Origin of the sequence: Gordonia sp. GONU, assembly GCF_024733855.1 — a bacterium.
GTDB lineage: Bacteria > Actinomycetota > Actinomycetes > Mycobacteriales > Mycobacteriaceae > Gordonia > Gordonia amicalis.
The window spans coordinates 107,960-122,363 of record NZ_JANRHB010000008.1; the positions used below are offsets into that span (position 1 = coordinate 107,960).

Genomic DNA, 14,404 nt, shown 5'->3' on the forward strand with positions numbered 1-14,404 from the left:
GACGTGGGACGGGTACGGGCCGCCGTGGTCGATTTCCGTACCCTTGCATTGTGTCGACCCCCAAGATCGTTCTGTTCTACGTCTTCGTCCCGCTGCCCGATCCGGAAGCCATTCGGCTGTGGCAGCTGTCGGTGTGCGAGTCGCTCGGGCTGCGGGGCAGGATCATCGTGTCACGACACGGAATCAACAGCACCGTCGGTGGCGACATCGCCGCCGTCAAACGCTACGTCAGGGCGACCCGTTCCTACCCTGGGTTCGCCGATGCCGACATCAAATGGTCGGACGGCGCCGGCGACGATTTTCCCCGCCTGAGTGTGAAGGTGCGCCCGGAGATCGTGACCTTCGGGGTTCCCGACGAGATCGTCGTCGACGAGAACGGGGTGGTCGGAGGCGGTGCCCGGCTGACACCCGAAGAGGTCCACCGACTCGTCGACGAACGCGGTGACGAGGTCGTCTTCTTCGACGGCCGCAACGAGATCGAGGCGCAGGTCGGGCGGTTCGACGGGGCGGTGGTCACCAAGGCGCAGACCACGCGCGACTTCATCCCACTGATCGAGAGCGGTGCCTACGACCACCTCAAAGACCGTCCGGTGGTCACCTACTGCACCGGGGGCGTCCGGTGTGAGGTGCTCAGCACGGTCATGCGCAACCGTGGATTCAACGAGGTCTATCAGCTCGACGGCGGCATCGTGCGATACGGCGAGCGGTACCGCGACGGAGGGCTCTGGAAAGGATCTCTCTACGTCTTCGACAACCGCATGAGCACGGAGTTCTCCGATCGCGCCGAGGTGCTCGGACAGTGCGTCGAATGCGGGGGCTCGACGAACAACGTCGCGAATCATCCCGACCGCGAGGGTCGGGACCTCGCCGTGATCTGCCCGGCATGTCTGGCCTGAGTACGTCCCGGACGGCCCGGCCGCCGGTGCCGGTGATCGTGGTCGCCGGTTTCCTCGGGTCCGGCAAGACGACCCTGCTCAACCATCTGCTGCGCACCGCGGGAGCCACCGGTACGAGACTGGGCGTCCTGGTCAACGACTTCGGATCGGTCAACATCGATGCACTGCTGGTGTCCGCTCAGGCCGACGGTGCGGTGAGCCTGAGCAACGGATGTATGTGCTGCACGGTCGACGCCGACGGTCTCGCCGACGCGCTGACCTCCCTGGTCCGCCCGAGCGCGAAGATCGACGCGATCGTGATCGAGGCCAGCGGGATAGCCGAACCGAGATCCCTCATCCGGATGGTCACCGCGGTGGCGGATCCGCGGCTTCGTTACGGCGGTCTGGTCTACGTGGTCGACGCCGCGCACATCCACGCGCTGCGCGAGGAACACCCAGAGGTCGACGCGCACATGGCGATAGCCGATCTCATTCTGGTCAACAAGTCCGACCTGATCACCGGCGCGGACCTGCGAACCGTCGAAGAGATTGTCGCGCAGCTGAACCCGACCGCAGCGGCGATGGTGACCCAGGAGGCCCGGATCGACCCGGCGCTGTTGTTCGACATCGACGAGTCGGCCGGGACCGACGAACCGCGAAGCGGACAGCTCACCCTCGACGAGCTGTTGCTCGAGGAACACGACCATTCCGGTCACGACCACCTGCACGCCGGGTACGAGGCGATCACCTTTCGGAGTGATGAACCGCTCGACCCGCGTCGGCTCGCGCGGTTCCTGGAGCGACCGCCGAGCGGATGCTTCCGGATCAAGGGCATCGTGCACTTCGACCGGCCGCGGTATCGGCAGAAGTTCGTCGTACACGCTGTGGGCGGGTTCGTCCGGGTGAGCCGTGAGTCGTGGGCGTCGCGGACGCCGTCGACCGAACTCGTCGCGATCGGTCGCGGTCTCGACGCCGAGGCCGTGAACGCCGAGTTGCAGGCCGCGGTCGCGCGTCCGGAGGATGCGGAGGACGAGCACGGCATTCTCGGTGTCCTGCGCCACGTGCCCGACTGAGCGCGGTACCCGCGACACGTGTGGCGCCGATCACGCGACACGCCGGGCTAGATGTCACATTCGGCTAACGAAATCCGGAACGCCCAGGTAGCGCATTTCGCAAACTCCGCTCGCCCTGTTTCACTGTTAAGTCTGTGACCAGTGTGACCAATGGTGCCTAACGGGAGGAGTGAGGCGAATGACCGGAGCTGAGACGCGCGGTCGCCGCCTCGAATCGCCGATGTTCCAGAAGATGATGAAGAAGCGCATGTTGACGACCGCCTTCGCCGTGACGGCAGTGGCGTCGACCGTGATGGCGTCGAACCTGGTGGTGGCGCCTGCACAGGCCGTGCCGGCCCGTGGGACCGCGCTCGCGGGGAAGACGATCTTCCTGGACCCGGGCCACCAGGCGAGTGCTGCCGGCCGGAGCCTCAGCGCGCAGGTGTCCGACGGGCGCGGCGGCAAGAAGGACTGCCAGACCACCGGAGCCACGGGGGTGAACGGGGCCAAGGAGCACACCGTCAACTGGCAGATCACCCAGCTGGTCAAGGCCGGCCTGGAAAGTCAGGGCGCCCGGGTGGTGCTGAGCCGGCCCGACGACCTCGGGTGGGGTGGCTGCGTCGACGAGCGTGCCGCCGCGGCGAGCCGGTCCGGCGCAGCGGTCGCGGTCAGCCTGCACGCCGATTCGACGAGCCGGGGAGCGGACGGCGCCAAGAAGGGCTTCCACATGATCGTGCCGTCGCTGCCGATCCCGGACGCCACCGTGAACCGCGTGCAGTCGGGTGAGGGGCGCAAGGCGTCGACCGTCATGCGCGATTCCTTCATCGCGGCCGGCTTCCCATCGGCCAACTACGCGGGGGTGAGCAACGGCATCCAGACGCGTCCGGACATCGCCGCGGTCAACCTGACCAAGGTCCCGGCCGTCTTCATCGAGATGGGCAACCTGTCCAACCCGGCCGAGGCGGCCGCCCTGGCCGGACGCGATGGCCAGCTGAAGTACGCGACGGCCATCACCGACGGCATCCTGAAATACGTCAACGGCAATGCGGCCACCGGCGCCGGACCCGCACCTTCGGTGCCGCCGGCCGACGACGCCAGCGGGCTGTCCGCGGTGATCCCGTTCGTGCAGCAGCTGCTCGCCACCGAGGAGCCCGAGGCCGTCGTCCAGTTGCTGGCCACCCAGGGACAGGATGTGTCGGCGCAGGTCCTCAAGGCGATGCTCACGATTCTGTACGGCCTGTTCGACGGGAAGCTGCCGATCGGCTGAGCCCGTCCACCTCAGGCGGCTAACCTCGGCCCCATGGGCATTCGAGATCTCCTGGTGATGGACACTCCGGTGCCGTCGTTGCGCGGACGCAAGGTACTGATCACCGGGGCGGCGAGCGGGATCGGACGCGCGACCGCCGAGGCAGCCGCCGCACGAGGTGCCGAACTGGTGCTGACCGACCTACACGCCGATCAGCTCGACGAGGTCGTCGCCGGAATCCTCCGCGCCGACGGCACCGTGCTCTACCACCTCGCCGGAGACGTCTCCGACTACGACTGGGTGGCCAACTTCGCGCGGCAGGTCGACGCCGAGGTCGGCGTGATGGACGTCGTGATGAACATCGCCGGGATCTCGGCATGGGGCACGGTGGAGAATCTCGAGCACCGCCATTGGCGATCGCTCGTCGACGTCAATCTCATGGGCCCGATCCACATCATCGAATGCTTTGTGCCGCAGATGGTCCGGCGGGGGAGTGGCGGACACATCGTCAACGTGTCGTCGGCCGCGGGGCTGCTCGCCCTGCCGTGGCACGCCGCCTACAGCGCGAGCAAGTTCGGGATCCGCGGTGTCTCCGAGGTGTTGCGGTTCGATCTGCGGCGTCACGGTATCGGGGTGTCGCTGGTGTGTCCGGGCGGTGTGGACACCCCGCTGGTCGACACCGTCGAGATCGTCGGCGTCGACCGTGACGACCCGCGAGTCAAGGCCGCCATCAACAACTTCCACAAGGTCGCGGTGTCACCCGAGACCGCGGCCGCGGCGATCCTCAAGGGGATCCGCAAGAATCGGTTCATGGTCTACACGTCGTTCGACATCCGGTTCGGATACTGGTGGGCGCGGAAGTTCGCCCTGCCCTACGAGATCGCGATGCGGGTGGCCAACGATCGCTTCGACAAGCTCGCGCGGGTCAGCGGCACGACGCTCGAGGAGCGGGCACGCGACCACCATTCGGCGCAGTGAGCCGCGTCTTCCGTAAGACGCTGCGGGGCAGCGGCCCGCCGGGCGGTCACCGGGACTTCTTCGCGGCCGAGGTCGCCGGGTTGCGCTGGCTCGCCGACTCCGGCGCACCGGTGGCGAAGGTGCTCGCGGTGAGCGAGGACGCCATCGAACTCGAGTACCTCGACACGACGCGTCCGGATCGCGAGGCCGCCCGGGCCTTCGGAGCTGCGCTAGCGGGCATGCACGACGCCGGTGCCCCGCGGTTCGGTTCGCCGCCCGCGGGTTTCGACGGCCGGCTGTTCATCGGCCGGCGCCCGCTCAGTTCGATCGAATACGACTCGTGGGGCGAGTTCTACGCGCGGGAACGCGTCGAGCCGTATCTGCGTCCGGCACGGGAGGCCGGCAATCTGACCGCCGAGGACGAGGATGCCGTTCGCGCCGCCTGCGAGCTGGTCGCGAGCGGAGCGTTCGACGACGACGAACCCGCGGCCCGCATCCACGGCGATCTGTGGAACGGCAACGTGCTCTGGACCTCCCAGGGCGTCGTGATGATCGACCCCGCCGCACACGGGGGCCACCGGGAGACCGACCTCGCGATGCTCGCGCTCTTCGGCTGCCCGCTGCTCGACGAGATCATCGACGGCTATCAGGAGACGCACCCCTTGGTTCCCGGTTGGCAGGACAGGGTCGAGGTCCACCAACTGCACCCGCTCGCGGTGCACGCCGCCGGGCACGGACCGGGCTACGGCACCGCTCTGGGCCGGGCCGCTCGGGCGTCCTCGGCGCTCGCGCGCGGATGACGCACGCGATAATCACCCGGTGTCTGATGACGGTGTGCGGAGTGGTGTGTCCGGAAGTGTTCTGATCGTGTCGGCGACCCGCGCCGAGGCGCGGCATCTGCCGGCGGGTTCGCGGTTGCTCATCACCGGGATCGGCAAGGTCCGGGCGACGATGGCGTTGAGTCGCGAGCTCGCCGCCGGTGCACCGGTCCGGCAGGTGATCAACATCGGCACCGCGGGGGTTCTGCGGGACGGAGTCGTCGGTCCCGGGCGCGATCTGTTCATCCCGTCATCGGTGCTCGAACACGACATCAGCAGCGCGGAACTACGCGCCATGGGCTACGAGATGATCGACCGCTGGGAACTCCCGGACGGTGACGGAACGGTGCTGGCCTCGGGGGACACCTTCGTCGCCGACCCGGTGCGGCGGGCCCAGCTGGCACGCCACGCGGACCTCGTCGACATGGAGGGATGCGCGGTCGCCCATGTGAGCGCGCAGTTCGGGATCCCGTGCCGGCTCGTCAAGGCGGTCACCGACAACGCCGACGAGGGTGCGATGGAGTGGCCCGAGCTGGTCGACGCCGCGGCCCGAAAGCTGGGGCACTGGATCGAACTCAACGCCGGCGGCTGACGCTCGCCGGAGACCCCGCTGGTGCAGCGACCGGTTGAATCCGCCTGGCGCGTGCGACCGGAGGTGGCGACTCTGCGCGCGTCAGGAGCGGGTGTCGGCGACGCCTGCCGGACCGGCGTCGGTGGCCGACTCGTACGTCTGGAACCCGGACGGGGCGGGGTCGGTACGAGGCGTGTCGGACTGACCCGAGAGCGGTGCGTCCGACGGGGTGAGGTCGGGTGCGGCGAGATCCGCCACCGTCGGGCGCGCGGTTGCCGGGGTCCGCTGGGTTCGTTCGACGGTCGCCGTACGCGCCGACGAGGCCGGGCGTTCGGAAGAGGAGCCGGGACGGGAGCGCTGGGGGCGCGACCGGTTCGACGGCGCCTTGGCGGTCTGGCCGGCGCCGGCCTGCTGGGCCGTGCTGCTCTTGGCCCGACGATGCGTCGTCGCGCGCTCGGTCGACTCGCCGGTCTTGGCGCGGTCGGTCTTGTCTCGGCTCGCGCGAGTCGACGCACCGCGGGACCCGGTCGGCTTCTCCCGACCACCGGAGTTCTTGTCGTCGTCGCCGCGGGTCAGGAACCAGCGGACGAGCACCATGGCCAACGTGACGAGGAAGACCGTCAGCATCCAGGGGAAATCCGCGGCGATCGGCAGCAGAACCTTGAAGATCAGGCTCTTCAGACCGGACGACGCCTGCTCGGAATTGAGGCCGTACAGCGTGACGATACTGACGAAGAACGCGATCAGCGGCGGCTGGGCGGCAGCGGTGAACAGTGCGCGTCGACGCACGGCCAGAGCGGCGAGGACACAGCCGACGAGATAACAGAACTTGTAGATCCCGCCGAGCGAGTCGTTGCTGCCGGCGTCGATCGCCGCACCGAGGGCCGTGATCCCGGTTGCCAGGAGAACGGCACCCCACCACGGCACACCGCGGACCGCGGGCAGCACGGACTGCTGGTCCAGGGGTACCGCCGTCTGTAGGCGTTGCGGGGAAGGCACATGGTCACGGTACCGGTTCATCGGCGGAAAACGCTCCACCCCCGGACCGTGGCGTGGACGCGGCCGCCGATGTCGTCGCAGGTGTCGCGACGGATTCGGCGGACCTGCAGGTGTCGTGGATCACGCGGGGTCGCGGCGGTTCGGCGACCTCGCCCAGGGCGTCGAGTTCGGCCAGTCGTCGGGCGGTGACGCCCAGCCGGCTCTCGACCGACCCGATCGTCGAGTTGTAGGCGTCGACGGTGCGCTGCAGCGATGTGCCGAGCGAGCCCAGATGACCGAGTACACCGGCGAGACGTTGGTGGAGTTCCATGCCGAGGGCATGGATGACCGCGGCGTCGCGGGCCATCGCGTCGTGGCGCCAGCCGAGGGCGACGGTCCGGAGCAACGCGATGAGGGTCGTCGGAGTGGCGATCACCACATTGCGTGCGAACCCGTATTCGAGGACCTCGGAATCGGTGCGGACGGCGGCTTCGAGGACCGCGTCGGCGGGGAGGAACAGCACCACCATCTCCGGCGTGTTCTCGAAGGCCGTCCAGTAGGACTTCGCGGACAACCGGGCGATGTGTGCGCGCAGCGCCCGGGCATGCTCGCCGATCAGACGATCCCGGGCGGCGGCCTCGGTGGACTCGGCGGCACGCAGATACGCCTCGAGGGGCACCTTGGCGTCGACGACGATGTCGCGTCCGCCCGCGAGGTGGACGACGAGGTCGGGCCGGACCGTCGCGCCGGCCTTCGTCTTGTCCGGTAGCGACACCTGGGTGCTGAAGTCACAGTGTTTGGTCATGCCGGCGAGTTCGACGACCCGTTCGAGCTGCACCTCGCCCCAGCGGCCGCGCGAGTGGGAGCTGTGCAGTGCGTTGGCGAGCTGCCGGGTCTGGTCGTTGAGCGCGACGGATGCCGCGTGGATGCCGCGAACCTGCTCGGTGAGCCCTGCGTACGCGCCGATCCGATTGGACTCGACCCGCCGCAGTTCGTCGGAGAGCTGGGCGAGGGTCGCGCGTAGGGGTTCCACGATGTGCTGCACCTGGCTGCCGATCGCCGTGGACTGCCGCCGTGCCGCATCCTCGGTGGCCCACGACAACGACGACGCCACCTCGCTGCGTCCCTCGCGCAGCATCTCCACCTCGGAGCGGGCGGCGGCCACCACCCCGGCGCTGCGCGCGGCATGCGCCCACCACCCGAGCGCGATGCCGAGCAGGACGCCGAACACGAGGGACAGGGCTGCTGCGATCATGCCCTGATGGTGTCGGATGCCTCCGACAAAACGCCGTCGCCGCAGGTCCGGCTCAGTCCTCCGCTGGTGCCTCGAAGTCGAGCAGCCATCTCTTGATGTCCAGTCCGTAGCGGAAGCCACCGAGCGTGCCGTCGCTGCGCTTGACCCGGTGGCACGGCACGAAGAGTGCGGCGGCATTGCGCGCGCACGCGGTCGCCGCGGCGCGGATGGCGGCCGGTTCGCCCGCGCGCTCGGCGAACTCGGTGTAGGTGACCGGCCGCCCGGGTTCGACGAGACGCAGCGCGTCCCACGCCTTGTTCAGGAAGGTGCCGCCGGAGAGCTGGACCACCTCGACCCGGGACGGCGCATCGACCTCGCCCGCGTAGTATGCCGACACCGCGTCGGTGAGACTCCCGAGCGTCACGGAACGCTGCAGTGACTCCGGACGCAACGATCGGTGGATGAGTGCGGAGAGATAGGCGGGATCGTCGGTCCACCCGGATGCGAGGACGCGCTCGGAGTCGTCGGCGATCACGGTGAACGGACCGTTCGGGGTGTCGAGGGTGGCGTAACCGGCGGCGGTGCCAGTGCCGGTGGTGACCGGGTCGTCGGCGGCCGTGGTGTGGGCGGTCGGTCCGTCGGTGACGGTGGGGGACGGTGCAGACATGGCGTTCCTGTCGGGTCGGGGTTCGAGTCGAATCGGTGTCGGATGGGGCGTCGTCGGATCAGGCGTCATCTGGGGTCCGCTCGTCATACGTCCTCGCCGGCGCCGGCGAGGCGGTGTCGCCACAGGTGCATCGTCGCGTACGACCGCCACGGTGCCCAGCGATGTGTGTCGCGCAGATCGAGTCCCAGGTCGGCCGCGGCCCGGGCGACGACCAGGTCGTTCGCGAGCAGGACGTCGGGATCGCCCGTCACCCGCATGGTGACGATGTCGGCGGTCCAGGGGCCGATTCCGGGCATCTCGATCAGTTGCGCACGTAAGTCAGACGCATCGACCCCGGCATGCGGTTCCACCCGACCTTCGGCGAGCGCCTCGGCGACCCCGATGACGGCGTCGATCCGGCGGCGCGGTCCGCGCAACACTTCGCGTCCGTCGGCCGCGATGGCGGCCGAGGTGGGAAATGCCTTCGGTACCCGATCGGCGCCCGAGGTGGCACCGTCGGGCAACGCTTCGCCGAGCGCGTCGACGAGTCGGTCGATCTGATGTCGTGCGGCCGCGAGACTGACCTGCTGTCCCAGCATGGTGCGGATGATCGTCTCCCCGGCGTCGAGACTGCCCGGCACGCGGAGTCCGGGCGCGGTCTCGACGACAGGGCGGAGAGTCGGGTCGTCGGCGAGGGTCTCCGCGGCGGCGGTGATGTCGGCGTCGAGGTCGAGTAGCCGACGCAGACGGTTCACCGCAGCACCGAGGTCGCGCATGTCGAGTCGGGAGAGAACGACACCGACGTGGTCGTCATGGGGTTCGATCTCGGCGATCGCCGAGCCGTGCGGGAGGTTGATGACGCGCCGGAACCGCCAACCGAGGGCTGCGTCGGCGTCGTCGATGACGGTCTCGACCCCCGCTGCCGCGTGTGCGGACAGAAACCAGCGCATCCACGTCCAGCGGTAGGGCGCGCGAAACGGCAGGCGCAGACTGACACTGCCCGGAGCCGACGGTGCTTCGGTGTCTGGTCGGTCGCGGCGGTTGCGGAGTCGACGGAGTTCGGTCGGGGTGAGTCCGAAGACGGCGCGGATCGTGTCGTTGAACTGCCGGATGCTGGCGAAGCCGGCGGCGAATGCGACGTCGGACATCGGGAGCGCCGTGCACTGGATGAGCACCCGGGCGTTGGTGGCCCGGTGTGCGCGGGCGAGCGCGAGCGGACCGGCACCCAGGTGGTCGGTGAGGACGCGGTTGAGGTGGCGGGGTGAGTACTTCAGCCGTGCCGCGAGACCGCCGACACCCTCACGTTCGACGACCCCGTCCGCGATCAGCCGCATCGCGCGGGCGGACATGTCGGCGTTCACATTCCACAGCGGAGAACCGGGGACGGCGTCGGGAGCACATCGCCGGCAGGCACGGTAGCCCTGTTGCTGGGCCGCGGCCGCGGTCAGCACGAACGCGACATTGTGTGGTCGCGGCGTCTGCGCGGGGCACGACGGACGGCAGTAGATCCCGGTGGTCCGGACGGTGACGAAGAACTGGCCGTCGAAACGTGCATCCCGTGCCTGGAGGGCGCGATAGCAGCGGTCGAAGTCCGGAGCCGAGCCCGGGACGGTGTGTTCGACGGAAGCTGTGGTCACCTCTCCACTCTGACATCCGGCGGGATCGACTTCTGGCGGAAATCGGACGCGACATCTACGGCCGAATCTGTGACCTGAGTAACAGTGCTGTGGCACGATTGCGCCATGTCCACACGGTTCGATGGCCGACGGCGAAGCCGGCACGACGACCTGCCCCTCGCCGGGCTGCCCGGATGGGGCCTGGAGATGATGATGGGTCTCTACGGCCCCGAGACCATCAGACGCGCACTCACCGAAGAGGCCGAACAAGGCATCGCGCCCGTGCCGTGGGATGGTCAGCGGGCCGACGAGTCGCCGAACCGGCCGTTCGACGCGCCGGATGTCGAGATGTGTGGCCGGGACGACATCCCGCCGGTCTTCAATCAGGTCGACGCCGAACTCGAGGCGGTCAATTCACTGATCCGCTTCATCGGGCGCAAACTGCGCCGACGCTGACCGGTCGCGGCAACCCTGAGCTGTTCGCATCCGCGGCGACCGTCATCCGTCGCGTCGACTCCGCGATGTCATCGCGGTGTGTGAGGATCCACGAGTGACTGACAGCTCGGACGACCAGCGTGCAGACGACGAAGCCGGAACCGGCAGCCCGGATTCCATCTCGGTGGGTGCCGACGCCGTCCTCGGGGATGATGCCGTACTCGGCGGCGTCGAGGAGAAGGCGTACCCGACGCGCGCCCAGGTGATGATGGCCGGCCTGCGATCGTGCGCGACCGTGGGTCTGCAGATCGTGCTGGTGACAGCCGCCCTGTGGGTGCTCTTCTGGGTGCTCGGCAAGTTCTGGGTGATCCTGCTGCCGGTCCTGCTGGCGATCATCGTGTGCACCATTCTGTGGCCGCCGGTGCGCTGGATGCGTAACCGCGGCGTCCCGGCCGCGGCGTCGTCGTTGTTGATGATGCTGATCGGTCTCGGTGTGCTCGGAGGCGTCATCGGTCTGATCGTGCCGTCGATCGTCGACCAGGCTCCCGAACTCGCCAACCGGGCGACCGACGGTGTGAAGCATCTCCAGGACTGGGTTCAGGGGCCGCCGCTCAACATCGAGGACGAACAGCTCGACAACATCGTCAACGCCATCACGAGCAAGTTGCAGTCGAGTGCGTCGACCATCGCCTCGGGTGTGTTCAGCGGCGTGGGCACCGCGACATCGCTGCTCGTCACCGTCTTCACGACGTTCGTGCTGGTGTTCTTCTTCCTCAAGGACGGGCCGAAGTTCGTGCCGTGGCTCGACCGCTCGGTCGGCAAGCCCTCCGGCACGCACGTCGGTGAGGTCCTGACCCGGATGTGGAACAGCCTCGGCGGATTCATCCGGACGCAGGCGGTCGTCAGCTTCGTCGACGCCGCGCTCATCGGCCTCGGCCTGTTCATCCTCGGGGTTCCGCTCGCCGGCGTGCTGGTGGTGGTCACCTTCCTCGGCGGCTTCATCCCGATCGTGGGTGCGTTCGTCGCCGGAGCGCTCGCCGTGCTCATCGCCCTCGTGTCCAACGGCCTGACCACCGCGCTCATCCTGCTCGGCGTCATCCTGGCGGTGCAGCAGCTCGAGGGCAATGTGCTGCAGCCGTGGTTGCAGGCGAAGTCGATGGATCTGCACGCCGTGATAGTGCTGCTCTCGGTGACGTTGGGCGGCACCCTGTTCGGTATCACCGGTGCCTTCCTCGCGGTGCCCGCGGTCGCGTCGCTGGCGGTGGTGCTGCGCTACCTGAACGAGCGGATCGCCGAACGCGCGGGGGAGTCGCTGGCACCCGAAGGTGCGCCCGTCACCAAGCAGGTGGGCGTCCCTGACAAGGACCCGCCGAAGGAGCCGCCGAACCCGGTCAAGGGATTGCTGGACCGGGACTGACCGCCGGGTCCACGACGAGGTCCGACGCAGCGTCGGGCCTCGCGGCCGGTGCCGATAGACTGGTCGCCCGTGAGTCTCACCCTGGGAATTGTCGGTCTGCCCAACGTCGGTAAGTCGACCCTGTTCAACGCCCTGACCCGTAATGATGTGCTGGCGGCCAACTACCCGTTCGCCACCATCGAGCCCAACGTGGGCGTGGTCGAACTGCCCGACGCGCGACTGAAGCGTCTCGCGGAGATCTTCGGCAGCGAGCGCATCCTGCCCGCCACGGTGTCGTTCGTCGACATCGCCGGCATCGTCAAGGGTGCCTCCGAGGGCGAGGGCATGGGCAACCAGTTCCTCGCCAACATCCGTGAGGCCGACGCCATCTGCCAGGTGGTCCGTGTCTTCGACGACGGTGACGTCGTGCACGTCGACGGCCGCGTCGATCCGTTCGCCGACATCGAGGTCATCGAGACCGAACTGATCCTCGCCGACATGCAGACGCTGGAGAAGGCACTACCGCGTCTGGAGAAGGACTCGCGCAAGAACAAGGACCTCGTCGAGACCCTCGAGGCGGCCAAGAAGGCACAGGAGATCCTCGACAGCGGAAAAACGCTGTTCTCGCAGAAGGATTCGTTCGACCTGTCGTCGGTGCGCGAGCTGCACCTGATGACGGCGAAGCCGTTCCTCTACGTGTTCAACTCCGACGAGGGCGTGCTCACCGACGACGCGAAGAAGGCCGAACTGCGCGCCGCCATCGCGCCGGCCGACGCGGTGTTCCTCGACGCGAAGGTCGAGAGCGAACTCCTCGAACTCGACGAGGAGGACGCCCTGGAACTGCTCGACTCCATCGGCCAGGACGAGCCCGGCCTGACTTCCCTCGCGCGCGCCGGTTTCCACACCCTCGGCCTGCAGACCTACCTCACCGCAGGTCCGAAGGAGGCGCGTGCCTGGACGATCCGCCAGGGCGACACCGCACCCAAGGCGGCCGGCGTCATCCACACCGACTTCGAGAAGGGCTTCATCAAGGCCGAGATCGTGTCCTTCGCCGACCTCGACGAGGCCGGATCGATGGCCGCCGCCAAGGCCGCCGGCAAGGTCCGCATGGAGGGCAAGGACTACATCATGCAGGACGGCGACGTGGTGGAGTTCCGCTTCAACGTGTAGCGGCGCACCGGCTCGCCCCGACGCCTATCGTGTTGGTGTGCCCAGATTTCTCGCGATCCTCAACGGCTCGGCCGGCGACATCGACAGGGTTGGGCTGACCGAGCAGCAGCAGTCCGACTTCATGACGGCCTGGTCGGCCTGGGCACGAGCCCATCAAACGGCTCTGATCGATCCCGGTGCCCCACTGTTCCGGAAGCGTCGAGTGACCGCCGACGGCGTCGAGGAGTTCGAGGACGCCAAGGTTGCATACGCGGTTGTCGAGGCCGATTCCCATGACGACGCGGTCCGCATCCTGGGCGAGCACCCACACCTGACACTCTTTCGTGGCAACTCGATCGAGGTCATCGAGTGCCCGGCGATCCTGGACTGAATGCGCCGGCGTTTCCGACGAGAGTCCAGCCGAGATGAGGAAGCTCCGACGAACCTTCTTTTCGGGTCCAAGGCCCAGCTGGTTGGCATGTTTGCGCAGGTGGCAGGCTATGCTCATGGGCATGCAAACGTTCCGCTTCTTCCATGTCTGACCAGCTGCCTCCGTGCCCGGAGTGTGCGCAGGAGTTCACCTACCCGCAGGGCGCGCTCCTGGTGTGCCCGATGTGCGGGCACGAGTGGTCGGCCGATGAATCGTCGGAAGCCGACGCCGGGGCCGTGACCGAGATCAAGGATTCGGTCGGCAACGTCCTCGCCGATGGTGACACCGTGACCATCGTCAAGACCGTCAAGGTCAAGGGCGGTGGCGGCGGTGTCATCAAGATCGGCACGAAGGTGCGAAACATCCGGTTGATCTCCGACGGCGTGGGCGACCACGACATCGACGCGAAGGTCCCCGATTTCGGTCAGATGCAACTGAAGTCGAGCGTGGTGAAGAAGGTTCTCTGAACCGATACCGATCCATGGCTCGAAACCGCGCTGAGCGCGGTTTCGAGCCATGAAATCGCCGGTGGAGTTACCGTGGCCGACATGGCCATCAAACTCGAGAACATCGGGATCGCGGTCCGCGACATCGAGGCGGCGATCGCGTTCTTCACCGACCTCGGCCTCAGCGTCGTCGGCCGTGACGAGGTGAGCGGCGAATGGGCGTCCACCGCAGTCGGTCTCGACGGAAACCAGGCGAAGATCGCGATGCTGCAGACACCCGACGGGCAAGGCCGGCTCGAACTGTTCGAGTACCTCCATCCCGACGCCATCGAGACGACGCCGACGCTGCCCAACGAGATCGGCATGCACCGCGTCGCGTTCTCGGTCGACGACCTCGACGCGGCGCTCGAGATCGCCGCGCGGCACGGATGTCGTCCGCTTCGCGGGGTCGCGAACTACGAGAACATCTACAAGCTCACCTACGTGCGCGGTCCCAGTGGCATCATCGTGATGCTCGCGCAGGATCTGACGAAGAGCTGACGACCACCTATCTTG

General features: G+C 68.0%; 16 protein-coding genes. 12 read left to right on the plus strand and 4 right to left on the minus strand.

The genetic code is table 11. The features are described 5' to 3' along the window. Positions 1–50 precede the first annotated feature (50 nt). The 6 genes from NWF34_RS10345 (at position 51) to NWF34_RS10370 (ending at position 5,540) form a co-directional block, all read left to right on the plus strand. Complete coding sequence (locus NWF34_RS10345) at positions 51–896, plus strand: rhodanese-related sulfurtransferase (RefSeq protein WP_258324961.1); 846 nt, start codon at positions 51–53, stop codon at positions 894–896. Beyond that, positions 884–1,948 (plus strand): GTP-binding protein, encoded by a 1,065-nt coding sequence (locus tag NWF34_RS10350; protein WP_258324962.1) that lies wholly within the window; start codon positions 884–886, stop codon positions 1,946–1,948. The genes NWF34_RS10345 and NWF34_RS10350 overlap by 13 nt, the downstream gene beginning before the upstream one ends. 220 nt (positions 1,949–2,168) lie before the next feature. Beyond that, positions 2,169–3,194 (plus strand): N-acetylmuramoyl-L-alanine amidase, encoded by a 1,026-nt coding sequence (locus tag NWF34_RS10355; protein ID WP_258325009.1) that lies wholly within the window; start codon positions 2,169–2,171, stop codon positions 3,192–3,194. Between the two features lie 33 nt (positions 3,195–3,227). Further along, positions 3,228–4,151, plus strand: coding sequence for an SDR family oxidoreductase (locus NWF34_RS10360; protein ID WP_258324963.1), 924 nt, complete (start codon positions 3,228–3,230; stop codon positions 4,149–4,151). After that, entirely contained in the window at positions 4,148–4,930 is a 783-nt protein-coding gene (locus NWF34_RS10365; RefSeq protein ID WP_258324964.1) for a fructosamine kinase family protein, read from the plus strand. Before NWF34_RS10360 ends, NWF34_RS10365 begins: the two co-directional genes overlap by 4 nt. A 46-nt stretch (positions 4,931–4,976) precedes the next feature. Next, a complete protein-coding gene (locus NWF34_RS10370) occupies positions 4,977–5,540 on the plus strand; it encodes a nucleosidase (protein WP_258325010.1) in 564 nt (187 codons plus the stop codon). Positions 5,541–5,621: 81 nt separating this feature from the next. On the opposite strand, the gene NWF34_RS10375 is transcribed toward NWF34_RS10370, so the two are convergent. The 4 genes from NWF34_RS10375 to NWF34_RS10390 form a co-directional block, all read right to left on the minus strand. After that, entirely contained in the window at positions 5,622–6,518 is an 897-nt protein-coding gene (locus tag NWF34_RS10375; protein ID WP_258324965.1) for a DUF6542 domain-containing protein, read from the minus strand. A 4-nt stretch (positions 6,519–6,522) separates the two neighbouring features. Beyond that, entirely contained in the window at positions 6,523–7,752 is a 1,230-nt protein-coding gene (locus NWF34_RS10380) for a DNA recombination protein RmuC (protein WP_006435915.1), read from the minus strand. Between the two features lie 52 nt (positions 7,753–7,804). Then, entirely contained in the window at positions 7,805–8,398 is a 594-nt protein-coding gene (locus NWF34_RS10385) for a methylated-DNA--[protein]-cysteine S-methyltransferase (protein WP_258324966.1), read from the minus strand. An 83-nt stretch (positions 8,399–8,481) separates the two neighbouring features. Then, positions 8,482–10,014, minus strand: a complete 1,533-nt coding sequence (locus NWF34_RS10390) for a DNA-3-methyladenine glycosylase 2 family protein (RefSeq protein ID WP_258324967.1) — start codon at positions 10,012–10,014, stop codon at positions 8,482–8,484. 105 nt (positions 10,015–10,119) lie between these two features. Here NWF34_RS10390 and NWF34_RS10395 point away from each other — a divergent pair, with 105 nt between their 5' ends. The 6 genes from NWF34_RS10395 to NWF34_RS10420 all read left to right on the plus strand — a co-directional run bounded on the left by NWF34_RS10395 (position 10,120) and on the right by NWF34_RS10420 (position 14,389). Beyond that, a complete protein-coding gene (locus NWF34_RS10395) occupies positions 10,120–10,449 on the plus strand; it encodes a hypothetical protein (protein WP_258324968.1) in 330 nt (109 codons plus the stop codon). Positions 10,450–10,543: 94 nt separating this feature from the next. Beyond that, positions 10,544–11,845, plus strand: a complete 1,302-nt coding sequence (locus NWF34_RS10400; RefSeq protein WP_258324969.1) for an AI-2E family transporter — start codon at positions 10,544–10,546, stop codon at positions 11,843–11,845. A gap of 69 nt (positions 11,846–11,914) precedes the next feature. Then, entirely contained in the window at positions 11,915–12,994 is a 1,080-nt protein-coding gene (ychF, locus tag NWF34_RS10405) for a redox-regulated ATPase YchF (RefSeq protein WP_006435919.1), read from the plus strand. 37 nt (positions 12,995–13,031) lie between these two features. Further along, positions 13,032–13,364, plus strand: a complete 333-nt coding sequence (locus tag NWF34_RS10410; RefSeq protein WP_258324970.1) for a hypothetical protein — start codon at positions 13,032–13,034, stop codon at positions 13,362–13,364. A gap of 143 nt (positions 13,365–13,507) precedes the next feature. Further along, positions 13,508–13,870: a zinc ribbon domain-containing protein YjdM gene (locus NWF34_RS10415; RefSeq protein WP_024498260.1), complete on the plus strand. Its 363-nt coding sequence runs from the start codon at positions 13,508–13,510 to the stop codon at positions 13,868–13,870. An 81-nt stretch (positions 13,871–13,951) separates the two neighbouring features. After that, positions 13,952–14,389 (plus strand): VOC family protein, encoded by a 438-nt coding sequence (locus NWF34_RS10420; RefSeq protein WP_258324971.1) that lies wholly within the window; start codon positions 13,952–13,954, stop codon positions 14,387–14,389. The last annotated feature ends 15 nt before the right edge of the window (positions 14,390–14,404 follow it).